The organism is Floridaenema aerugineum BLCC-F46 (assembly GCF_041929345.1).
GTDB lineage: Bacteria > Cyanobacteriota > Cyanobacteriia > Cyanobacteriales > Aerosakkonemataceae > Floridanema > Floridanema aerugineum.
Window position 1 is genome coordinate 1 of sequence record NZ_JBHFNQ010000103.1, and the last position, 22,189, is coordinate 22,189.

20 protein-coding genes are annotated in these 22,189 nt (G+C 40.8%); 13 read left to right on the forward strand and 7 right to left on the reverse strand.

The annotated features are described in order from the left end of the window. Positions 1 to 155 precede the first annotated feature (155 nt). Entirely contained in the window at positions 156 to 836 is a 681-nt protein-coding gene (locus tag ACE1CC_RS13200) for a Uma2 family endonuclease (RefSeq protein ID WP_413270898.1), read from the reverse strand. Between the two features lie 149 nt (positions 837 to 985). Next, on the reverse strand, positions 986 to 1,162 hold the full coding sequence (locus ACE1CC_RS13205) for a hypothetical protein (protein ID WP_413270899.1): 177 nt from the start codon (positions 1,160 to 1,162) through the stop codon (positions 986 to 988). A gap of 239 nt (positions 1,163 to 1,401) precedes the next feature. Between ACE1CC_RS13205 and ACE1CC_RS13210 the strand changes: the two genes are divergently transcribed. The 7 genes from ACE1CC_RS13210 to ACE1CC_RS13240 all read left to right on the forward strand — a co-directional run bounded on the left by ACE1CC_RS13210 (position 1,402) and on the right by ACE1CC_RS13240 (position 9,749). Beyond that, positions 1,402 to 4,503, forward strand: coding sequence for a CHAT domain-containing protein (locus tag ACE1CC_RS13210; protein ID WP_413270900.1), 3,102 nt, complete (start codon positions 1,402 to 1,404; stop codon positions 4,501 to 4,503). A gap of 96 nt (positions 4,504 to 4,599) precedes the next feature. Beyond that, positions 4,600 to 5,097 (forward strand): hypothetical protein, encoded by a 498-nt coding sequence (locus ACE1CC_RS13215; protein WP_413270901.1) that lies wholly within the window; start codon positions 4,600 to 4,602, stop codon positions 5,095 to 5,097. Continuing rightward, positions 5,097 to 6,380: a hypothetical protein gene (locus tag ACE1CC_RS13220; protein ID WP_413270902.1), complete on the forward strand. Its 1,284-nt coding sequence runs from the start codon at positions 5,097 to 5,099 to the stop codon at positions 6,378 to 6,380. Before ACE1CC_RS13215 ends, ACE1CC_RS13220 begins: the two co-directional genes overlap by 1 nt. Positions 6,381 to 6,427: 47 nt before the next feature. Continuing rightward, on the forward strand, positions 6,428 to 7,051 hold the full coding sequence (locus ACE1CC_RS13225; RefSeq protein ID WP_413270903.1) for a restriction endonuclease subunit R: 624 nt from the start codon (positions 6,428 to 6,430) through the stop codon (positions 7,049 to 7,051). 235 nt (positions 7,052 to 7,286) lie between these two features. Further along, a complete protein-coding gene (gene hcp, locus ACE1CC_RS13230) occupies positions 7,287 to 8,933 on the forward strand; it encodes a hydroxylamine reductase (RefSeq protein ID WP_413270904.1) in 1,647 nt (548 codons plus the stop codon). A gap of 367 nt (positions 8,934 to 9,300) precedes the next feature. Then, on the forward strand, positions 9,301 to 9,549 hold the full coding sequence (locus ACE1CC_RS13235; protein WP_413270905.1) for a hypothetical protein: 249 nt from the start codon (positions 9,301 to 9,303) through the stop codon (positions 9,547 to 9,549). Beyond that, complete coding sequence (locus ACE1CC_RS13240) at positions 9,546 to 9,749, forward strand: hypothetical protein (RefSeq protein WP_413270906.1); 204 nt, start codon at positions 9,546 to 9,548, stop codon at positions 9,747 to 9,749. Before ACE1CC_RS13235 ends, ACE1CC_RS13240 begins: the two co-directional genes overlap by 4 nt. 62 nt (positions 9,750 to 9,811) lie before the next feature. On the opposite strand, the gene ACE1CC_RS13245 is transcribed toward ACE1CC_RS13240, so the two are convergent. From ACE1CC_RS13245 to ACE1CC_RS13265, 5 genes are all read right to left on the reverse strand, one after another. Next, positions 9,812 to 10,060 carry a hypothetical protein gene (locus ACE1CC_RS13245; RefSeq protein WP_413270907.1) on the reverse strand — a complete coding sequence of 83 codons (249 nt, stop codon included), beginning with the start codon at positions 10,058 to 10,060 and terminating at the stop codon, positions 9,812 to 9,814. Positions 10,061 to 10,139: 79 nt separating this feature from the next. Further along, entirely contained in the window at positions 10,140 to 11,540 is a 1,401-nt protein-coding gene (locus tag ACE1CC_RS13250) for a ferredoxin:protochlorophyllide reductase (ATP-dependent) subunit N (protein WP_413270908.1), read from the reverse strand. A 244-nt stretch (positions 11,541 to 11,784) separates the two neighbouring features. Then, a complete protein-coding gene (locus ACE1CC_RS13255) occupies positions 11,785 to 12,720 on the reverse strand; it encodes a DUF5331 domain-containing protein (protein ID WP_413270909.1) in 936 nt (311 codons plus the stop codon). Positions 12,721 to 12,754: 34 nt separating this feature from the next. Next, complete coding sequence (bchL, locus tag ACE1CC_RS13260) at positions 12,755 to 13,621, reverse strand: ferredoxin:protochlorophyllide reductase (ATP-dependent) iron-sulfur ATP-binding protein (RefSeq protein WP_413270910.1); 867 nt, start codon at positions 13,619 to 13,621, stop codon at positions 12,755 to 12,757. Between the two features lie 562 nt (positions 13,622 to 14,183). Next, the gene (locus ACE1CC_RS13265) at positions 14,184 to 16,019 is read right to left on the reverse strand and encodes a WD40 domain-containing protein (protein ID WP_413270911.1); all 1,836 of its coding nucleotides are present in this window, start codon (positions 16,017 to 16,019) and stop codon (positions 14,184 to 14,186) included. Between the two features lie 215 nt (positions 16,020 to 16,234). On the opposite strand from ACE1CC_RS13265, the gene ACE1CC_RS13270 reads away from it, so the two are divergent. The 6 genes from ACE1CC_RS13270 (at position 16,235) to ACE1CC_RS13295 (ending at position 22,173) form a co-directional block, all read left to right on the forward strand. Then, complete coding sequence (locus ACE1CC_RS13270) at positions 16,235 to 16,954, forward strand: Uma2 family endonuclease (protein ID WP_413270912.1); 720 nt, start codon at positions 16,235 to 16,237, stop codon at positions 16,952 to 16,954. Positions 16,955 to 17,173: 219 nt separating this feature from the next. After that, positions 17,174 to 19,798, forward strand: coding sequence for an ATP-dependent chaperone ClpB (clpB, locus tag ACE1CC_RS13275; protein WP_413270913.1), 2,625 nt, complete (start codon positions 17,174 to 17,176; stop codon positions 19,796 to 19,798). An 83-nt stretch (positions 19,799 to 19,881) separates the two neighbouring features. Further along, positions 19,882 to 20,481 carry a hypothetical protein gene (locus ACE1CC_RS13280; protein WP_413270914.1) on the forward strand — a complete coding sequence of 200 codons (600 nt, stop codon included), beginning with the start codon at positions 19,882 to 19,884 and terminating at the stop codon, positions 20,479 to 20,481. A 342-nt stretch (positions 20,482 to 20,823) separates the two neighbouring features. After that, a complete protein-coding gene (locus tag ACE1CC_RS13285; RefSeq protein ID WP_413270915.1) occupies positions 20,824 to 21,468 on the forward strand; it encodes a DUF726 domain-containing protein in 645 nt (214 codons plus the stop codon). Positions 21,469 to 21,549: 81 nt separating this feature from the next. Beyond that, positions 21,550 to 21,885 carry a XisI protein gene (locus ACE1CC_RS13290; protein WP_413270916.1) on the forward strand — a complete coding sequence of 112 codons (336 nt, stop codon included), beginning with the start codon at positions 21,550 to 21,552 and terminating at the stop codon, positions 21,883 to 21,885. A gap of 48 nt (positions 21,886 to 21,933) precedes the next feature. Further along, positions 21,934 to 22,173: a hypothetical protein gene (locus tag ACE1CC_RS13295; RefSeq protein WP_413270917.1), complete on the forward strand. Its 240-nt coding sequence runs from the start codon at positions 21,934 to 21,936 to the stop codon at positions 22,171 to 22,173. Positions 22,174 to 22,189 lie beyond the last annotated feature (16 nt).

The following is a 22,189-nucleotide window of genomic DNA, read 5'->3' on the forward strand; positions in this document are numbered from 1 at the left end:
GAAGCGCAACAACGTACTTTTTTATTCTGGTATGTTGTTGCGCTTTAGCGCTATTTAGGTGAGCGCTGAAGCGCAACAACGTACTTTTTTATTCTGGTATGTTGTTGCGCTTTAGCGCTATTTAGGTGAGCGCTGAAGCGCAACAACGTACTTTTTTATTCTGGCAATTCGCCAAATCTTTCCCGATATCTAGCTAATAATTCTTCAGCTTGTCTTGACCTTTCTTCTGCTGTCAAATAGCGATCGCCTCTCTCATCAAACCAATATAATACTTCAAGTTGAGATTCCCCGTCAGAATACCGACCTCTACCAATACCTAAACCGACTTCTGGCATCCAAAAAGGTTCACCAATTTGCTGTTCGTACTCGCCATTAACTAAGCGATAAACTTCAAAAGGTTGATGTTGATCTCGTCGCCAATAGTAAGGGTTGTAAACTACATAATATAATACGCCTAATTTGGCATAAATATCCATTTTTTTATCATATTCGCCGCCATAAGTTTGCGAGACAATTTCCAAGGCGAAAATTGGGGGAATATTATTTTCTTCCCAAACTACATAGCTGAGGCGCAAAGTATCGCCTTTGAAACGTTCTACCCCTAAACTCAAAAAACCATCAGGAACAACTGGTACGAGATGACTAATTCCCGTCGTGTGATAGATTGCCATATCTACGCCAAAGAACCAATCATTGCGCTTGTTCCAATAGAATTTAAGCAAAAACAACAGTAAATTTGGCAGAAAATTTTGATTTTCGTTATCCACAGGCGTATCATCAGAATTGGGTAGTTCAGCACCAGTTGGTAAGCGGATTTCTGGATTAAACTGTACCATAATATGCAGGGAGAAATTGATTTATTAATTGTAGCGAAGAAATAGGAAAGCGATCGCACCAAATCACGGTTATATTCGCACAATTTTATGAAGTCTTTGGCTGTGAGGTTAGCAATTTTTAAGGTGATGGAATTCATAGATCGATCGCACTATCTCATCAATCCTATTTTGTAATATTGGGAGAGCGATCGCACCAAACATTCCCCACAAACCCACCAAGGAATCAATTCCTTGGCTAATAGCGAAAGTCCGTTAAAACGGACTGGAAAATCAATATTTAATTTACGATTTACCTGTAGGGGCGAAGCATTCGGGCGACAATTCATGAAACACAACCAAAATATAACAATCCGAATGCTTCGCCCTCCCCCACAGATAAGCTGTATCTACAATCTTGCGTCGAGGCAGGGCGAAGCATTTGGATACAAATATTTTTAATAAGTTGCAGAACTTATCGCCCAAATGCTTCGCCCCTACATTAATTACGTTGACAACCCCCCATCCCCAACAACCTCAAGCATAAATCGCTACAATCGAAAATATTCGCAACCCTTGAGTGCAGCAGATGTTCGGGAAAATCTGGCGCTGGCTGAAAAAATTGTGGCAGCAGCTATTTACAAAACCACCCCAACCTTCACCCCCCAAAAAGCGGCAACTCCGCAGCGATGCAGAACAGGAAAGTTTGTTTTTGCAACTGCTGGATATGGTGGCAAAAGGCGAGAGTCGAGGGAATATTAAAGGTTTTTTGATTGGCAACCACATTGATGAAGCAGAGTTGGTGGCGTGGTTGCGTCGCTTTGGCAGTAACTTGTTAGAATCACCCGAAACCCATCGGAAATTAGCGCAGCAAATGGTGCGATTGGGTGAGGTTCTTGGTGGGGAATTGGGAAAAGTTGCCAGAGAAATTGGCAGGGAATTGTTGGGAAATTCAGAAACCCGGTTTCTCCAAGAAACCGGGTTTCTAAACACATCTGTTATCCCAACTGTTGATAATCAAAGTGTCGATACAACAATTTCGGTTTCTGATGATGTTTCCGTAGATCGGGAAGTTGTAGAGTGGTTTAACCGAGGCGTTGATGAAGCTGAATCTGGTAATATTCAGGCGGCACTTAGTTGCTTTCAAAGGGCGATCGACATTTCCCCTAACTTCCACAATGCCTGGAGTAATTTGGGCAATGCGCTGAATGACTTAGGGCAGTACCAACAAGCGATCGAAGCTTTTCAAAGGGCGATCGACATTTCCCCTAACTACCATTATGACTGGAATGGTTTGGGCATTGCGCTGAGAAACTTAGGGCAGTACCAACAAGCGATCGAAGCTTCTCAAAGGGCGATCGACATTTCCCCTAACTACCACTATGCCTGGAATAATTTGGGCATTGCGCTGAGTGACTTAGGGCAGTACCAACAAGCGATCGAAGCTTATCAAAGGGCGCTCGACATTTCCCCTAACTACCACTATGCCTGGAATGGTTTGGGCCTTGCGCTGAATGACTTAGGGCAGTACCAACAAGCGATCCAAGCCTTTAACCGGGCTTTAGAAATAAGACAAAATCAATTCTGGGCGGCTTGGGCAAATCGAGGTTGGACAATCTATAACTTACACGCCTATCAAGCAGCATTGCGAAACTGGGATGAGGGGTTGCAATCTCTCCAACCAGAGACACACGACTATCAGGAAGGTTGCGCTGTCTTACATCTGTGTAAAGGCGATGCCTACTATGGTTACGGAAAACAACAACCAAATCCCTACCCCTACTGGCACGAATCAAGAAACAGTTATATCACCGCCCTAAAAACACTTTCCGGTTCCCAAACTTCCATCTTAGGAGAAGTTCTGGGCGAACAAGTTAGCCCCCGCTTCCAGTTACGATATATGGAAATATTGCAAGACTTAGCCAAAGTCTGTAACGCCCTCAACCGCCAAGATGATTTTCAGCTATGTTTGGATATTGGCGATACCATGCTGGAAAACTTGCTACTGGAAACTGATTCACAAGACAGGAAAATCCAGTTAGCCAACAAATTCGCCACATTCAGTCAATTGCGAGTAGTCCTCTTAGCCCAGTCATCGCAACTACAAGAAGCACTTTTGTTAGCCGAAAAACGGAAAAATCTCTGCTTGCGTTGGTTGCGCGAATCCCGTTATGTGGGAATCAGGGAAGAAACGCCGCTACAATATCCCGAAATTGAACAAATTCTCTCTCCCGGTATCGCAGCAATTTACTGGCACTACAGCCCAGCTGCCATTACTACTTTTATTATCAAATTAGATCTAGATCCCCCCAACCCCCCTTACCAAGGGGGGCTAAGAGAAATCGATGCCTCTTCTCAAGGGGGGCTCAGAGAAATTGATGCCTCTTCCCAACAGGAACTAAATAACTCTTATCCCCCCCTTGGTAAGGGGGGTAAGGGGGGATCTCAAATCCAGATTCACTCAGCAGAAAATACCCCCAATAATCCCGCACCTAACGTTTTTGATTCCCCTTCCCAAGACGAACTAAACAACTCTTATCCCCCCCTTGGTAAGGGGGGTAAGGGGGGATCTCAAATCCAGATTCACTCAGTAGAAAATACCCCCGATAATCCCGCAGCTACCATTCAGCAATTACAAAAGTTTGAAGATTGGTTGAAAGAATGGAAAGAAGAATATCAATTGAACCGCAAAGACGCGAAGGGCGCGAAGGAAGAAACAGAAACTTGGCGAAATAAAATGGCGGATAGGTTGGATGAGTTGAGAAACATACTCGATATTGAACCCATATTAAAAAAGATCGGCGATGAAATTACTCACTTAATATTGATTCCCCATCGTGACTTGCACCTGTTACCCCTGCATTACCTGTTCCGCGAAAAAGGTTTTACAATTACTTATCTCCCCAGTCTAAAAGTTGGTATGGATTTGCAAACTGATACACCATCTATTCCCAAAAAACTCCTCAGCATCGAAAGTCCCAGTCGTTTAGAATTTGCCGAAACCGAATCGCAAATTATTGCCCAACTTTACGACAATCCCACCTGGATTAAAAGCAGAAAAGCTACCAAAAATACAGTTATCACCGCCTTATCCAATTCTGCCGACATCTTCCATTTTACCGGACATGGCGAACACAATTTGCAACAGCCTTTAAATTCAGCTTTAGAACTAGCCAACCAAGAAATGCTAACTTTGCAAGACATCTTCCAACTAAACTTAAGAGGCTATCAACTCGCTTGTCTTTCCGCTTGCGAAACAGGCATTACCAGCAAACAAGGTATCATCGATGAATACGTTGGATTAGTCAGTGGATTTTTGGCAAAAGGCGTTACTCATGTTATCAGCACACTTTGGCAAGTTGGCGAAATCGAAACAGCATTGATGATGATTAAATTTCACCAATTATATAAAGAAAACATCCCTCCAGCTTTAGCACTTCAACAAACCCAAACCTGGCTTTCTACACTCACATTCGCCGATTTAATCCAATGGTATCAGCAAGAATCTGCTAAAGTAGAACAATATAGTGGTTGTTGGGAAAGTTTGCAAGGTGCCATTACTAAAGCACAACAAGAAGCCGAAACAAAGGGAATGAATCATCGCCCTTACGCCCATCCCTACCACTGGGCTGGATTTATCCTATCTGGCAATCATCTTAATTGTTTTGGTGTAGGGACACGGCATAATTGAAATTTGTGGATTGCCAAGATATTTCTGATGCCGTGTCCCTACAAAAATGTTTCTTGTTAACAACAACCCAATCATTGCGAAACACCCAATAAATCTATGCGAGAACAAGATAGCAAAACTATTCGTGCTTTTTTAATCGTCCTTTCTCAACTAGAATCACCCCTAGATGAATCCCTGCAAAAACAACTTTACCAATTAGGAGAAGAATTAGCAACTGATGAAGAAGCATCTGTCGGAAATCTGCGAAAGCTAATTTACCAAAACGAGTTCCTAAAAAACTTATATGAACCCGCTTTAAAAGCTTTGCAATTAGCTTATCAAGCCCAACCGCGCAACAAATGTATTATAAAATCAACAAATAGCGAACCGGAAGAGGAAAACCGGGAATTAGAAAATTTTATCCTGCCAACTGACTCATTAAAACTAATCCAGCATATCTTTCAATCTCAAGACTCAGTGAACGCAACTAAAAATATTGAAAACCAATTACAATTATCTGCTGAAATCACCCCACCTCCCCCAACATCATGCGAATCTTCCTCCGCAAATGCTGAAAACATTTACCAATATGCTTGGGTGTATATATTCGTTTAATGAATAACTTAATTTATCCCCATCTATTTCTATTTACTTATTACCTGAAAAACTCCTCAGCTTCTCAGGAAGATTCCGATACCCCCAAAAATTCTGAATTGCCCAATGGTTTTTCCTCCCGCTGCACCTTGGGCGATACTGATAGTCTACTCCTGGTTTATTCCGTCTCCGAGAAAGATCAACCTCCCCCAGAATCACCTTTTCCCGAACTACAAAATAAATTAAATGCCGAAAAGCAAAAAAGTCCTATTTCCGGCGAACTCCTGGGAAAAACTTGGATGATAGTCGGTTATTCTCCAGCAAAAAATCTGGAAGATGTAGCCAAATCAGCTTATAAATCCTTGAATTTTGGCGAATGGCGCGATCGAGAAAGCGGACAATTCGGCGACGCGAAAATTTGGGAAATCTGGCAAACACCCCAGAACTGGCAAAACTTAGAAACCGAAAACAATCATGTTCTAATTATAATTTATCCCAACCTAACTGCAATGGAAAACATAGCCAACTTTTCTGAAGATTGGCGACAGTTATTCTGTTACAAACATAAGATAGTTTGGACTTATGGGAAAATGAGGCAATTGAAACCAAGTTTAGCCGAAAAATTTGCCCGCGAAGTGCAAGCGATCGCCCCAAGTAAAGCAAATTCCTCCGAACTCAACCTCCTAGAATCCGAATTAACTGAATTAATCCAAGCTTTAGACAAAAATTACCAAATCTTGCAAGAATATGCCCAAGGAATAGCTTACTTAGAAGTGCAGATGGAAGCCCTAAAAACCAATACTTACAACTATAAAAAACGGTTACTAAATATTGAGAAAAAAGCCACTAAAATCACCTCTGCTAATCCGACTAATCTGGACATCCTGAAAACCTTCAACGATTTAGTAAGATATAAATATCAAGCCCAAGTAAAACAAGACCTCGCATCCCTCAATCCTGGTTTAAGATTAAGAGAAAAACAAATAGATACAATTAGAGGAATAGTTGAAATAAGACAAGCGCAATTAGATGATATAATAGAAAAGCGCGATCGCCAATTTCAAGAAACAGTAGAAACCTGGGGCGTAGGATTAGGAACATCTGCGATCGCAGCTACAATAATTTCCCCCGCAATCACCGAAATAACCAAACCAATTGTCATCAAAAAACCCGATCAAATAACCCCTTATTGGTTGCCTGTGTTAAACTTATCATTTACAATATTATTAACCTTTCTTATTGGTTGGTATGCCAAAAGGAGAGCAAAAAAATGGGTGCGATCGCGCCGTCCTCCCCAAAAATAACCTCTCTCTTCTCTCTGTATACTCTCCATCTGGAGTGGTTAAATATTATGACTCAAACAATACAAGCCTCAATAATTCAAATTGATGAACTCGAATTAAGATTTAACCTAAAAGAAATAATAGATAATCAATTCTTTCCCGAATGGCAAGAAAACCTGCCAGAAATTAGTGAATGGGAAAAAGAATCATTAGATCGGTTAAAAAGCGGTTATCTAAACTTACTCAAAAAACCTCCCTTCTTAGAAAACTCTGTCCGAATGGCAGTATTGCACCCCCTACTTTTTATTGCTGGCTTTTATTTATTTCCCTTTGATGTCAAGCCAGAAAAATCCGTCACAATTTCCTTAGAAGATGAAGACGGCTTGATAATTGAAGGGAGAATTGATGCACTAATTTTACAAGATCAGTTCTGGTTATTAGCGATCGAATCCAAACGGGCTGGTATTTCCCTAGAAGCAGGTATCGCTCAACTATTAGCCTATATGCTAGGAACTCCAAACCCTGAAAAACCTATCTTTGGAATGTTGACAAATGGTAGCCATTTCCTATTTGCCAAATTAGTAAAAACACAAACACCTCAGTACGCCTTATCCGATGAATTTGTACTTCGCAAACGTGAAAATGAATTATACAAAGTACTGAGTATATTAAAACGGCTTACCAGTTATTAACTTATCTCTAAAGTTGCGATCGACCTCTTCCCTCTCTTTCTTCTCTTCGCGCTCTTTGCGTCCTTTGCGGTTAAAAAATCTTCTCTACCTTCTCTGTGCTTGAAACAGTTCAATAAAAATTAACTAAAGGGAACTCAGCAATTTATAGAATCTTAAATTTAACTTAAGCTCCGATATTTTTTGTTAAATCTGCTACAAATTAAACATATATAGAGCCCTATAGGAGAGACAATAAATGTTTTGCGAACAATGCGAACAAACTGCAAGTGGACAAGGATGCCATCAATGGGGCGCTTGCGGCAAAAGCCCCCTAAACGCCATTCAAGATTTACTAGTTTACTGTTTACGGGGACTGGCTCCTGTAGTTTTGCAAGCGAAATCACTTGGTATTAATACTCATAACGTCGATGTTTTTACCTGCGAAACAGTCTTTTCCACGATGACGAATGTGAACTTTCATGAAAAGCGATTTGTTGAGTATATTAAGCAAGCACTGGCATATCGGGAAAACCTGAAAACCCAAATTCAAGCAATAAGTAATGTTCCCTCTGCTTGGTCAGAAATTTCTAATTTTCAACCGGATTTTGATGGCAGTTTAATTGAACAAGGTGAGCAAACATCCCTGAAATTTCTCACTGAATCTGGTGGCGATGTTGATATCTTCTCACTCAAACTAACTACGATCTACGGTTTAAAAGGTTTAGCATCCTACGCCTTCCACGCGCTGGAATTGGGAGAAGAAGATGAGCAAGTTTATCGATTTGTTCATGAAACATTAGTTGCAATTGATAATCAGGAACTCACTTTAGAAGATTGGGTAAATCTGGCGCTGAAAGTGGGAGAACAAAACTACCGAGTGATGGAATTACTCGATGCTGGACATACTAAAACCTACGGTCATCCTGTTCCTACTTCCGTTCCCCTAAATGCGAGAAAAGGGAAAGCAATTTTAGTATCAGGACATGATATTAAACAATTAGCAGCTTTGCTCAAGCAAACAGAAAATAAGGGAATTACTGTTTACACTCATGGCGAATTACTTCCAGCACACGGGTATCCTCGCCTGAAAGAAACTTACCCCCATCTTTACGGTCATTATGGCACGGCATGGCAAAATCAAACTAAAGATTTCCCCAGATTTCCTGGCGCAATTGTGATAACAACTAACTGTTTAATGCCCACCCATGAAAATTATGAAGATAAACTGTTTAGTGTCGGGCCAGTTGGCTATCCAGGGTTAAAATATCTTCCTAATATTGAGCATGGTGCGCCTGATTTTACACCAGTAATTGAAAAAGCTTTGGCATTACCTGGATTTCTAGAAGATGAACCGCCAAGGGAAGTAAATGTAGGATTTGCGCGGAATACTGTATTAGGTGTAGCAGATCAAGTTTTAGCAGCTGTTAAAGAAGGAAAAATTCGCCACTTATTCTTAGTTGGTGGTTGTGATGGTGCGAAACCCGATCGCAATTACTATACTGAATTAGTGGAAAAAGTTCCTAGTGATTGCGTTGTCCTGACTCTCGCCTGTGGTAAATTCCGCTTTTTCGATAAACAGTTAGGAGAAATTAGCGGTCTTCCTCGCTTAATGGATGTCGGACAATGCAATGATGCTTATTCAGCAATTCAAATCGCATTGGGATTAGCAAATGCGCTGAATATGAATGTGAATGAATTACCTTTATCTTTGATTTTGTCTTGGTACGAACAGAAAGCAGTAGCAGTTTTGTTAACTCTATTGTATCTGGGAATTAAAGATATTAGACTCGGCCCAACTTTGCCTGCTTTTATTTCTCCTAATGTGTTCAATTTGCTTTCTGAAAAATACAATTTGAAAGCAATTACAACACCCGATGAAGATTTGGCAGCTTGTTTAGGGTAAAAACTCCAGCTTCATAGCGATCGCGAATTTGCTAGTTTTATACTAAAGCAAAAGTGCGATCGCTACCCTCCCCCTCTTTTCTTAGCGTCCTTTGCGTCCTTTGCGGTTAAAAAATCTTCTCTGCGTCCTCTGCGTCTCTGTGGTTCAAAAAAAGAGCGATACGCGCTAACGCGCACGCTTTGCGATCGCACCTCAATTTCTCACTATATAGTATCAATAAAAACCAAATTACACTAATATGTAAAATTATGATAATTTGAATTGCACATAATGGCAAAACTACCAAGTGAAACAAAAGCCACCATTTTAAATCTGCTGGGACAATTGGCAGAATTAATTGATGAAGCAGCAGCAACAGAATCATTAATTGTCGAACAGTTCGGGGAGACAGAGATTAAGTATTCCCATACTGGAACAATTACAAGATGCCAGAGAAAGGTTAAGAAATCCATACAACCGTCTGTGTAAGTTATTTTTAAACATTTCCGAATCTCAGCCCACTGCTTCTCCTGCTGTGCTAAATTTACTGTATCAGACCATAGAGCAAGCACAAGCTAACGCTGATGCTGTAGCTGCAACTATTCAAGAATCTAAAAGAGACATTGACTTACTATGAATCAACCCAAAAAATTCCTAGATCCAGAAAAAGCAAAGCGCACTGTGGAAAGATTGCAGAAAACTAACCACCAGCTGGAAATTTTAGATTTGAAGTTGGCGCAATTAAACGCGATGATGGAAATAGAATTGTGTCAACAGCGGTTAGAACGACTGGAGAGAAGAAAGAAGTTTGCGATCGCTAAAGAAACCAAAGAATAATGATGTAATATATGAACTGAGAAAGACCGATCGCCAAACTAAAAAAAGATCGATCGCAACTTCTACTTAATATTACCCACTTTAGGTAATTCCCCCTGACTCAAAGCTTTTGCCAAATCTTTCCGCAACGCTTCTAAAAAACCACAATCATTACTAATATCTGAAACTTCATCCTCATCTAAGTCTTCCTGATTTTTCAGGACTTCTCGATAAGCCTCGATCCGATAATCCAGTGCTTCAATAATAAACTGTACATCTTTAAAACTTAGCTGCATCTCTTGTCGATATAAGTCGATCGGTGTTGTAGCCATATTATCAAGTTCAATAAAAAAAGAGCGATCGCCAAAGATCGCCCCAACTTCATACCAAAGTCAATTAGGAAGAAAAAACCTAAACCTTCGCCTCTTCTTTCACCAACTTATCCCAACCCAAATCCTTCAAATTATTATTCCGGCGCAAAGGACGAGTTACTAACTCCAAAATATCCCGTGCATTAGTAAAACCGTGAATTTGAGCGAAAGTAAACTCAACTGACCACTTAGTATTAATTCCCCTTGCTTCCAAAGGATTAGCATGAGCCATACCAGTAATTACTAAATCTGGATTCAACTCATAAATTCGTTGAATTTGATTATAATTATCCGGCTTTTCCACAATTCTGGGTACAGGAACACCCATTTCCTGACAAGTTTTTTCTAACATTGCCAACTCAGCAGCTTGATAACGCTTATCCATGTAAGGAATGCCGATTTCAGGACAAGTCATGCCGCAGCGAATTAAGAAACGAGCTAAAGAAATTTCCAGCAAATTATCGCCCATGAAAAAGACAGATTTGCCGCGAATTAATTGGATATAATCTTCTAAATTTTCCCAAATTTGTTGTTCTCTTTCTGCCAAACCTTTTGGCTCAATACCAAACACCGAGCAAATCTTTTCAATCCAAGCGCGAGAACCATCAGGACCGATCGGGAACGGCGCACCAATTAGCTTACACTTCCGACGACGCATTAAAGTAGTAGCAGTGCGACTTAAGAAAGGATTCACACCAGCCACATAATAACCTTCTTCCAAAGTTGGCAATTCCGTAAACCGTTTTGCAGGCAACCAACCAGAAACTTTAATACCTTGTTTCTTCAATTCTAAAGTTAATTGAGTAACAACTGGATCGGGCAAAGAACCGAACAAAACTAAAGGCGGATGATCCACATATTCTGATTCTTCGGCTTGTACTTCTTCTTTCTTTTTACCGAAATTTAGGAGTTTAGCGATCGCATTTCGCTCACTCTTCTCCGCTTCCACCACCGGAGCTTTATCAGGACAACGAGCCGCCATTGCTGCTAATACTGTATCTTCCCCTTGAGTAAAAGCGTAATCCAAACCGTTAGCGCGTGCAACCACGATCGGGATACCCAGTTCAGCTTCCAACTTCGGAGCCAAACCTTCCAAATCCATTTTGATAATTTCGGTCGTGCAAGTGCCGATCCAAACAATTACGCTAGGATTGCGATCGCGCTTAATTTGCGAACACAACCGCTTCAACTCCTCATAATCATTCAACTGAGCCGAAATATCACCCTCTTCCAACTCTGCCATTGCATAGCGAGGCTCAGCAAAAATCATCACCCCCATCGCATTTTGCAGAAAATAGCCGCAAGTTTTAGTTCCAATTACCAAAAAGAAACTATCTTCGATTTTCTGGTATAACCAAGCCACACAGCTAATCGGACAAAAAGTGTGGTAATTCCCAGTTTCGCAATCAAAATTAAGCCCTTCAGGTTGAGCCACAGTCATAATAACCTCTTTCCTTCAAGTTATGCCAAGTAGAAATGGGTGTGGACAAGGGGACAAGGGGAGTCAGAGAGTTTTGAGTCAGAGAGTTTTGAGTCAGAGAGTTGAGGAGAAAGTTTTGAGTTTTGAACTTTTCTTGCCCCTGGAGCCCCTGGAGCTCCTCTGATCCTCTGCCCTTCTGCCTTGGAGCCTTCTGCCTTTTTGGGGAGCGAAACTTGAGCCAGACTGGGAAATTACCCCAGCTTAACTATTTCCACTCATCATCATCTAGGCCGTTTTGATTTGGATCAGCAAAAGGATCGAAATCTAAACTACCAAAGGCATCTTCCTCATCGTCCGACTTTTTCTCTGTATTAGAGCCAAAATCATCGAGGGAGAGATCGCCAAAGTCAGCCAGAGACTCCTCACTTAACTCTTCAGTTTCACTACCCCAGACATTTGTTAGTCCGCTAAACTCCGAATCTGAAGTATCGGTGAGTTCTTCGGTATCAGAGGTGTCGCCAAAGGCATCTAGCGATATATCAGCAAAGCCTTCATCGCCTTCATCATCGCTCAGTTCTACCAAAGACTCATCAGCAGTAAAATCATCATCGATCGCAATATCATCCAACGCATCCGCACTTGCTTCCTCAACAGCAAGATTCGATTCATCTCCCAAATCATCGAGATCCATCGATTCGAGTCCGCTTTCATCTTCCTGAGTCAATGCGGTAGCAGCGAATACCCCAGCACCTATTGCTGCTGCTCCACCAACTGCGGCGATCCCGAGTACTGCTGCATTAGAACCAGAAGAATCTGGTTCTGAGAAATCGGACAAATCATCTAATTCCGATTCGGCTGCCTCTTGGGTTGCAGCAGGTTTTGCAGCCGATGGCGCTGTCGGTGCAGCCTTCATGGGTGGACGTTTGCCCAAAGCTACATCCGGGTCAAAATTCAACTCCAAAACCTCAATCAGAGAATCTGGATCGGAGTTGAGCTTGGAAAACGGTAACATCAACTGCGCCAGTTTTGGCTCCAGTGCATTCAGAACCCCCAGGATGAGGTAAGAAGAAGGTCGCCGACCCCCATCTGGTGTTTTAACATTTTCTACTTCCATTTGTAGAGCCAGCCAAGAATGATTTAGCTGGTAGTATTGCAGCCATTTTTGTTTTAAAGCTGATGTGAAGTCATCAAAAAAAGCCACTGATCTTCTCCCTCATCCTGACAACTAGACTTTTCTAAACCATCATTAAGTCTAGTTCTTCTTCCTCCGTCTTGATCTGTGGTTTTGTCGGATTCAGGTAAAAATCTGATAACAGAGCAAATAAATCCCTGTCAGGAGCGTCATTTGGCACTACTCCTTCAGGACAAGCCAAAATTTGATCCGCAATATTCAGGTAATAATCACACACATAATTTAATGAAGGGTCTTTTTCTGCCATTTCAAACAGAGTTTTGCCCTTGACGCGAGAAACCCGAATATCTTCAATTAAAGGCAGCACTTCCAACACTGGCATTGGCACTGATTCGACATACTTTTCAATTAAGTCCCGCTTAGAAGTACGATTGCCGATTAATCCCGCAAGGCGCAATGGATGAGTCCGAGCTTTTTCCCTTACAGATGCAGCAATCCGATTAGCCGCAAACAAGGCATCAAAACCATTGTCTGTAACGATCATGCAGTAATCAGCATAGTTGAGGGGGGCAGCAAAACCACCACACACCACGTCACCGAGAACGTCAAATAAAATGACATCGTATTCGTCAAAGGCGTTCAGTTCCTTGAGTAGCTTAACTGTTTCCCCGACAACGTAACCGCCACATCCAGCACCAGCAGGTGGCCCACCTGCTTCTACGCAGTCAACGCCTCCGTAGCCTTTGTAAATTACATCTTCAGGCCAAACGTCTTCGTAGTGGTAGTCTTTGGCTTGCAGTGTATCAATGATTGTGGGAATTAAAAAGCCTGTCAAGGTAAAAGTGCTGTCGTGTTTGGGATCGCAACCAATTTGCAGGACTTTTTTGCCTCGTTTGGCAAGGGCAACGGATATATTACAACTTGTTGTTGATTTGCCGATTCCGCCTTTTCCGTAAACTGCAAGTTTCACGCTCTTTTTCTCCTTAATGGTGCTTTGTCAAAGTCTGGGAATGTTATCCGCTGTTTGAGGGCGAGTTTTTTTAAGCTCTTTGACTGCATTATTGACCAAGTTTCGCGGAAAAGAAAGCGGCTTTGAGAAGGAATAGCTATTTAATTAAGAGTATTTTGTTAATAAAATGTGAATTTACAGAATAAATCTCTTTAAAACTTCCTCAATTGCTAAAACTGCTTTATTAATAGTTTTATGATTTTAAATATTGTATTTAGGTACAAAAGGCAAAAACAAAACCTGATGTGGTTAAGGAAAGCAGATCCCGAAAAGCCTGTTAATGGTGCGTTACGCTGCGCTAACGCACCCTACGTTCCTAAATTTCTCAGGAGGTAAATAGCGATCGATCGCCCCTACAAACCCTTTCTGGCAACTATCCAGAATTTTCGTAAATTATTATTAAATCTTGAAGGGGATTGGGGAGGAGGGAAAGTTTTGAGTTTTGAGTTGTGAGTTTTGAGTTAAAAACTTTCCCTTGTTTCCTTGTCCCCAGTCTCCAGTCCCCAGTCCCCAGTCCCCAACATTACTCATGTCGCCACAGCTTAATAGTGCGATCGTCACTACCGGAGGCTAAAATTTTGCCATCGGGACTAAAGGCGAGGGTACGGACTTGAGCGGAATGACCGCTGAGAGTGCGGAGTAATTTACCTTGCTCGACTTGCCAAATTTTGATGCTATTATCGCCGCTATCACAAGCGATCATTTCGCCGTTGGGACTGTAGGCGATCGACCAAACGGAACCGGAACTACTGGTCAGAGTGTTGAGTAAATTTCCGTTGTTTAACTGCCAGAGTTTAATGGTGTTATCGCCACTGATGCTGGCTAAAAGTTCGCCATCGGGACTGAGTGCGATCGCCCAAATTGAGCCAGAATGACCACTAAGAGTATTTACTAATCTACCGCTGTTGAGATCCCAAATTTTAATTGTATTATCCCAACTTGCACTAGCGAGAGTTTTTCCATCTGGAGTAATGACGAGGGATTCCACAAAGTCAGAATGTCCAGTTAAAGTATTGAGTAATTTACCAGTACTCACCTGCCACAATTTAATATTTCCATCACCACTACCACTAACCAAAACTTCTCCATCAGGAGTAAAAGCTAGAGTGAAAATAGTTACAGAATGACCCGAGAGAGTGCGAATTAAATTACCATTACCCAATTGCCATAGTTTAATAGTGCAGTCAGCACTACCAGAAGCTAAGATCTTGCCATCTGGACTAATTGCTAAACAAGCAACTGTATCAGAGTGAGCGTTAATTGTAGAAATTAGTCTGCCATTACCTGATTTCCAAAGTTTAATAGTTTTATCAGCGCTACCACTAACCAACATCAGTGCATTAGGGCTAAAAGTGAGACAAGTAACAGTATCTGAATGCTCAGTTAAATTACTCACACATCGCCAATTACGAGTCGGAATTCTTGGTGCAGAATTGGGCGGCAGAACAATTTTCCTCCAACCTTCATTGTATAGGTCTTTAAAAACTTCTGTTGCCGATTGATAGCGTTTTCTTAGGGAATCTTTGAGCAGTCTATCTAACACTTGATAAAGCTGATCGCTAATATCTGCACCCAAACGCCGTAAATAATCTCGCCATACCCAACCACCTTCTATAGGATTATAAAGTTCATCAAGAGCAGCTTGAGTTAATAGTTGAATGCAGACAAGACCTAAACTATAAAGGTCGCTAGCGGGATAGATTCTGCCACCACGTAATTGTTCTAAAGGTGCATATCCTTCGGTAGCGAGATTGAAACGAATCGGGGTGAATTTGTTATCAGTTAACTGTCGGGAAATGCCAAAGTCGATTAAGATGTGTTTGCGATCGCTCTTTCTCCGAACAATATTTGTCAGTTTAATATCTCGATGAATTGCCTGACGATTATGCACAAATTGCAACACAGGTAAAACATCATGCAACAATTCTCGAATTTGTTGTTCATTGTAAGCACCCTGTTCTTGCAATTGTTGGGATAAATCCTGCCCTTCCACATATTGATTAACCAAATACAGGCGTTTATCCTCTTCAAAATAAGCATAGAGCGTGGGAACTTGGGGATGTTGTTCCCCCAAATGTAGTAATTGTCGCGCCTCCTGTTCAAACATTTGGGTAGTTTTGGCAATCGCCGAGTTATTGTTTTGAATTTGCGGTAACGGCAAAAATTGTTTGATGACGCACGGAGAGTTTAACCTATCTGTATCTTCAGCCAAAAAGCTCCTACTAAAAGCCCCTTCACCAATTGGGCGAACGGCTCTGTAGCGCTTTCTCAGAAACAACTCCGATCCACAAGTGGGACAAGTCTTTGCTTCATCGCGGTTTTGAGGCTTTTTACAGAAAGGGTTGAGGCAATAGCTCATACCTGATAAGAATTTAGCGGCTTGAAATAATGGTAATGCTTACTAGGATAGTTGCGAACAGCAGTTTAATGTTTTTTTGGGGAAATTTTCTGGTTTTAGGGAACAGGGAACGGGGAACAGGGCATGGGGAACAAAAGCTGTACCAGAAATCAAGGGAAATTTTCGGAATAAGTTGATATAATTTCTAATTAATAAAATCCAAATTCTAAAATCAAATGACTTCAGCTTTTACATCAGAAATAATTACTAAATGGCTCGATCATACCCAACTACCAGAATCAAATGGTACTTTCGTGAAAAATTTCCAAGAACACCCCCAAAGTATACTCTTAACTGATTCAATTGAACCAATTTTGCAAGCAATTCATCCTGATGGACAATACTGTATCGGACAAGATTCTGGTATATATTGGCGAATGACTGAACCACCAGAACGAGGTGCAGAAGCACCAGATTGGTTTTATGTGCCAAATGTACCGCCAATGCTTAATGGTGAAACGCGCCGTTCTTATGTAATGTGGCAAGAATTTCTCCCGCCTTTGATTGTTTTAGAATTTGTTTCTGGGGATGGTATAGAGGAACGAGATAAAACACCGATAACTGGCAAATTTTGGGTTTACGAACAAACAATTCGTCCGGCATTTTATGGAATTTACGAAGTAAGAAAAGCAAGTGTTGAAGTGTATCATTTCATCGAAAATCGCTTTGAATTACTCAGCACAAATGAACGGGGACATTATCCAATTGCACCTTTGGGAGTTGAGTTGGGTATTTGGCAAGGACAATATCAAAATATGGAATTGCCTTGGTTGCGCTGGTGGGATTTAGATGGAAAACTGTTGTTAACAGGTGCGGAACGTGCAGAAAGAGAACGGCAACGCGCAGAACGTCTAGCAGCAAAATTGCGAGAGTTAGGCATCGACCCAGAGGTATAATTTTTCTACGGCAATACCGATAAAAAAAGGTGTAAACACCGATCCTGCCAATTGCGTCAACTTTTCTACAATACCTGTAGAAGAAAAAGTAATTAGTAGGGTGCGTCAGACCCTCAAACCCTGATGCAGTCTATCAGATTTCTGGTCTGACGCACCCTACAACTCTACAATAACTGTAGAAGAAAAAGTGAGTATAGCTAAATAGGGGAATAGGGAAGAATGCAACCAAATAATCCTAATCAATTTACAGAAAAAGCTTGGGAAGCGTTAGCTCGCACCCCAGATATTGTAAAAACAACTCAGCAGCAATATATTGAAAGTGAACATTTAATGAAATCGCTGCTGGAACAAGAAGGTTTAGTTTCCAGTATTTTGAATAAAGCTGGGATAAACGTCCAACGAGTTCGCGATTACACTGATGATTTCATTCGTCGTCAACCGAAGGTTTCTGGTAGTAGTTCTGTTTATTGGAGTCGCAGTGTTGATACTTTGTTAGATAGGGCAGATAACTATCGGAAACAGTTTCAAGATGAATTCATTTCGATCGAACATTTGCTCTTAGCTTTTGCTCAAGACGATCGTTTTGGCAAAGCGTTATTCCAAGAATTTAAACTAGACGAAGCTAAACTGAAAAATACGATCGCACAAGTCCGAGGCAGTCAAAAAGTGACGGATCAAAACCCAGAAGGAAAATATCAATCATTAGAAAAATACGGTCGTGACCTCACAGACCTGGCAAAAATTGGTAAACTAGACCCTGTAATTGGACGCGATGATGAAATTCGCCGGACAATTCAAATCCTTTCCCGTCGCACTAAAAACAACCCCGTTTTAATTGGTGAACCTGGGGTAGGAAAAACCGCTATTGTGGAAGGTTTAGCACAAAGAATTGTCAGCGGAGATGTTCCCCAATCTTTGCAAGATCGGAAATTAATTGGTCTAGATATGGGAGCATTAATTGCTGGTGCTAAATATCGGGGTGAATTTGAAGAACGTCTGAAAGCAGTATTAAAAGAAGTTACCGATTCTCAAGGTAATATTATTCTGTTTATTGACGAAATTCACACCGTTGTTGGTGCTGGTGCGACTCAAGGTGCAATGGATGCAGGTAACTTGCTGAAACCAATGTTGGCGAGAGGTGAGTTGCGTTGTATCGGTGCAACTACTTTGGATGAATATCGTAAATATATCGAAAAAGATGCGGCATTAGAACGACGTTTCCAACAAGTTTATGTCGATCAACCGACAGTTGAAGATACTATTTCTATTCTCCGAGGTTTGAAAGAACGTTACGAAGTTCATCACGGGGTTAAGATTTCTGATAGTGCTTTAGTTGCTGCGGCGACACTTTCTACTCGCTATATTAGCGATCGCTTTTTACCCGATAAAGCGATCGACTTAGTAGATGAAGCTGCTGCTAGGTTGAAGATGGAAATTACATCTAAACCGGAAGAACTTGATGAAGTCGATCGCAAAATCTTACAACTAGAAATGGAAAGATTGTCATTGCAAAAAGAAAGCAATGCAGCTTCGAGAGAAAGGTTGGAAAGATTAGAAAAAGAACTGGCAGATCTCAAAGAAGAACAAAGCACATTAAATGCTCAATGGCAATCTGAAAAAGATGTTATTGTTGAGATTCAGGGGATTAAGGAAGCGATCGATAAAGTTAACTTAGAAGTTCAACAAGCAGAACGGAATTACGATTTAAACCGCGCCGCTGAGTTGAAATACGGAAAACTAATCGAACTGCAAAACAAATTGTCAGCAGCAGAAACCAGACTTGCACAAACTCAAAAGAGTGGAAAATCACTGTTGCGGGAAGAAGTAACCGAAGCAGACATCGCGGAAATTATTTCTAAATGGACAGGAATTCCTATCAGTAAACTAGTGGAATCTGAAATGGAAAAACTGCTGCATTTGGAAGATGAATTGCACAAACGAGTAGTTGGACAAGATGAAGCAGTAACAGCTGTTGCTGATGCAATTCTCCGTTCTCGCGCAGGTTTAGCAGATCCAAATCGTCCTACTGCAAGCTTTATTTTCCTCGGTCCAACAGGTGTTGGTAAAACCGAATTAGCGAAAGCATTAGCAGCATATTTGTTCGATACTGAGGAAGCTTTAGTACGAATTGATATGTCTGAATACATGGAAAAACACGCCGTTTCCCGTTTAATTGGTGCGCCTCCAGGGTATGTTGGATATGACGAAGGTGGACAGTTAACGGAAGCAATTCGTCGTCGTCCATACGCGGTAATCTTGTTTGATGAAATCGAAAAAGCTCACCCAGATGTTTTCAACGTAATGTTGCAAATTTTGGATGATGGACGAGTTACTGATGCTCAAGGTCATACAGTAGACTTCAAGAATACTGTAATTATTATGACGAGTAATATCGGTTCGCAGTACATTTTAGATATTGCTGGTGATGATTCCCGTTATGATGAAATGCGGGGAAGAGTGATGGAAGCAATGCGAAATAATTTCCGTCCAGAGTTCCTCAACCGTATTGATGAAATGATCATCTTCCACGGTTTGAACAAACAAGAATTGCGGAAGATTGTGCAGTTGCAAGTGTTAAGGTTGGGGCGACGGTTGAGCGATCGTAAAATGTCTCTCAAACTCTCCGATTCTGCGTTAGATTTCTTAGCGGATGTAGGATACGATCCTGTTTATGGCGCACGTCCGTTAAAGAGAGCAATTCAAAGAGAGTTAGAAACTCAAATTGCCAAAGCAATTTTGCGCGGTGAATTTACTGATGGCGATACCATCTTTGTCGATGTGGAAAATGAACGTTTGGCTTTTAAGCGTTTACCGCAAGAATTGTTGACGGTTAAATCGAGTTAATTTTTAGCTGCTACAATAATAGTACAGTAATTTCCCCACCCGAACTCTCTTGTTCGGGTGGGTTTATAGATAAGGAGATTGAAATGGTTAAAAATAACCAATCTTATAAAGGGCTTTTTATTTCAGATATTGATTGGATAAATAATGCCCGTATCAACTGCTTTCATGGCTTTGATGTGTTGGCTGAGGGGTATTACAATGGCGCAGATATTCTTGTAAACCACGTTATTGAAAACGGTACAGGGCAAGATACTCTTGTTTATCCAATTGTCTTTCTGTATCGGCAGCATTTGGAACTTCGTTTTAAAGAAATTATTCGTGAAGGATGGTTGTTATTAAATGAAGGGAAAGACTTTCGCCCAACACATGATTTGCAAATATTATGGGGGCAAGTAAAGGAAGTTATTGAAAAGGTTTTTCCGGAGGACGAAAAAACACCAGGAGAAAGTCTTACTGAGCATATAGTTAAAGAATTTAGTATCCATGATCCAATATCAATGTCATTCCGATACCCTGAAAGCAAAGATGGAAAGAAATTCCTAGCTAACTTAGAAAATATAAGTATCAGCCACTTATCTGAGATGCTTCAAGGAGCTTATGAGTTTCTCTATGGTGTTATCGCTGCTATTGTTCATTATAGGAGTTTGGCATCAGAGTACTCATCAGATTGCTGGTATGAATAGTTATGGAAGCCTCATAGCCGTCGATTAAAACTGTTTTATCACTAAAAAAACCTAGCTAGGGCTTGCTGAATAAAAGTAAAAAGTAAGATAAACAATGGTTTTGCGCCTTTTTTGCATAAACAAGTGCAAGTTTTTCAGACCTTTTGGCACAAAATCCTTGCCAATTTCTGCGGAAATTGTAGGGACACGGCATGAAAGAGATAACGGTAGAAATTGCAAATATTAATGATGCCGTGTCCCTACCCCCACCAACAGACTTATTCAGCAAGCCCTATATAGTAAACTTGCCCGTGTTTTTGGGCATTCTATCCATAGGTAGATATCAAAAGCCAAGAGTACATTATGGATAAACCTTACACTAGTTTTGTGGAACCCTCTCAAGGGCGTGATGAAGCTTTAGTCTTCTTAAATGGATGGCGAACGAAATACATTCAAAATCAAGATATTTGGTGTACCTCGATTAGAAAAGCAGGATGGAAGGGCTCTATCTACCAGTTATGGTGGGACAGTGGAACCGATGAATATCCCCCTACACCTATCCATTGGGAAATAATTAGAGGAAGGTCTAAAACCATAGCAAAACATTATTTAACTGACTTACTAAGATCCATTCCTGAACAAAAAATATCTCTAATTGCTCACTCTCTTGGTGCTCGGATAATTCACTATGGACTTGAAGTTCCACCAAATACTTACTCAAAAGAGGTAAATAATGTTATCCTTCTCGGTGGTGCTGCAAGAACTATAAAATGGGATGATCTTGTTTTTAGTATTAGCGGTAAGCTGATTAATTTCTATAATTGTAATGATAAAGTCTTAAACTATTGGTTTAGATGGGGAGGAGCATACAAATACAGTCCATGCGGAATTCACCCCATTGACTCTCTTCATTCAAGAGTTAAAAATTGCGATCTTACTGCTTTAATGAATACACATGAACACGATTTAGAGCGATATCTGTGGGCTTTTTCAAAAAAGATCAGATGACTTGCTCTAATTTTTTCTGCACCTCAGCGCCCTTTTAGCTAGCCTAATTGTATTTGACTCAATTTTAGAGGAGATTTGGCAATGGATAAGTTAGAGCATTATCGCAATTGTATTAAAACAATTCTCACCAAGTATGGTAGTAGCAACCCTCAAAATAATGAAATTGAAAATGAGTTAATTTTCGATACAATCCACGATCATTACCAATGGATGCGAGTAGGTTGGAAAGGGTTACATCGGGTTTATCATAGCGTGATTCATTTTGATATTCGAGATGGGAAAATCTGGATTCAACAGAATATGACGGAAGATGATTTAGCACAAGAATTAGTGGAAATGGGAGTAGCAAAAGAGGATATTGTGCTGGGATTACATCCACCTTATAAGCGTCCTTATACTGGGTATGGAGTTGCTTAAAAGCGATCACCAAATTGAAAGCTTTATTGATACAATAAGCGAGAAATTATGAACAAAACGCCTTTTGAGGAATCACCAAATTCTGATAATGAAGTTTTACCTGAATACGACTTTGACTATCAGAAAGCAAAACCTAATCGCTTTGCTTCTCGTAGTGGAAAAAAGAAGTTAACTGTTGTGGTTTTAGATGAAGATGTAGCGGAAGTTTTCACTACACCGGAGTCAGTTAATAGAATGCTTCGAGTGTTAATTGAGACAATGCCACAAACAAAAGGTGAGACAGCTTAAAAAAGCGATCGCCAAC

Coding starts and splice junctions, on each gene's coding strand:
- ACE1CC_RS13200 (WP_413270898.1), bottom strand. CDS start 836: ATGGTACAGTTTAATCCAGAAATCCGCTTACCAACTGGTGCTGAACTA.
- ACE1CC_RS13205 (WP_413270899.1), bottom strand. CDS start 1,162: ATGAATTGTCGCCCGAATGCTTCGCCCCTACAGGTAAATCGTAAATTA.
- ACE1CC_RS13210 (WP_413270900.1), top strand. CDS start 1,402: ATGTTCGGGAAAATCTGGCGCTGGCTGAAAAAATTGTGGCAGCAGCTA.
- ACE1CC_RS13215 (WP_413270901.1), top strand. CDS start 4,600: ATGCGAGAACAAGATAGCAAAACTATTCGTGCTTTTTTAATCGTCCTT.
- ACE1CC_RS13220 (WP_413270902.1), top strand. CDS start 5,097: ATGAATAACTTAATTTATCCCCATCTATTTCTATTTACTTATTACCTG.
- ACE1CC_RS13225 (WP_413270903.1), top strand. CDS start 6,428: ATGACTCAAACAATACAAGCCTCAATAATTCAAATTGATGAACTCGAA.
- hcp (WP_413270904.1), top strand. CDS start 7,287: ATGTTTTGCGAACAATGCGAACAAACTGCAAGTGGACAAGGATGCCAT.
- ACE1CC_RS13240 (WP_413270906.1), top strand. CDS start 9,546: ATGAATCAACCCAAAAAATTCCTAGATCCAGAAAAAGCAAAGCGCACT.
- ACE1CC_RS13245 (WP_413270907.1), bottom strand. CDS start 10,060: ATGGCTACAACACCGATCGACTTATATCGACAAGAGATGCAGCTAAGT.
- ACE1CC_RS13250 (WP_413270908.1), bottom strand. CDS start 11,540: ATGACTGTGGCTCAACCTGAAGGGCTTAATTTTGATTGCGAAACTGGG.
- ACE1CC_RS13265 (WP_413270911.1), bottom strand. CDS start 16,019: ATGAGCTATTGCCTCAACCCTTTCTGTAAAAAGCCTCAAAACCGCGAT.
- ACE1CC_RS13270 (WP_413270912.1), top strand. CDS start 16,235: ATGACTTCAGCTTTTACATCAGAAATAATTACTAAATGGCTCGATCAT.
- clpB (WP_413270913.1), top strand. CDS start 17,174: ATGCAACCAAATAATCCTAATCAATTTACAGAAAAAGCTTGGGAAGCG.
- ACE1CC_RS13280 (WP_413270914.1), top strand. CDS start 19,882: ATGGTTAAAAATAACCAATCTTATAAAGGGCTTTTTATTTCAGATATT.
- ACE1CC_RS13285 (WP_413270915.1), top strand. CDS start 20,824: ATGGATAAACCTTACACTAGTTTTGTGGAACCCTCTCAAGGGCGTGAT.
- ACE1CC_RS13290 (WP_413270916.1), top strand. CDS start 21,550: ATGGATAAGTTAGAGCATTATCGCAATTGTATTAAAACAATTCTCACC.
- ACE1CC_RS13295 (WP_413270917.1), top strand. CDS start 21,934: ATGAACAAAACGCCTTTTGAGGAATCACCAAATTCTGATAATGAAGTT.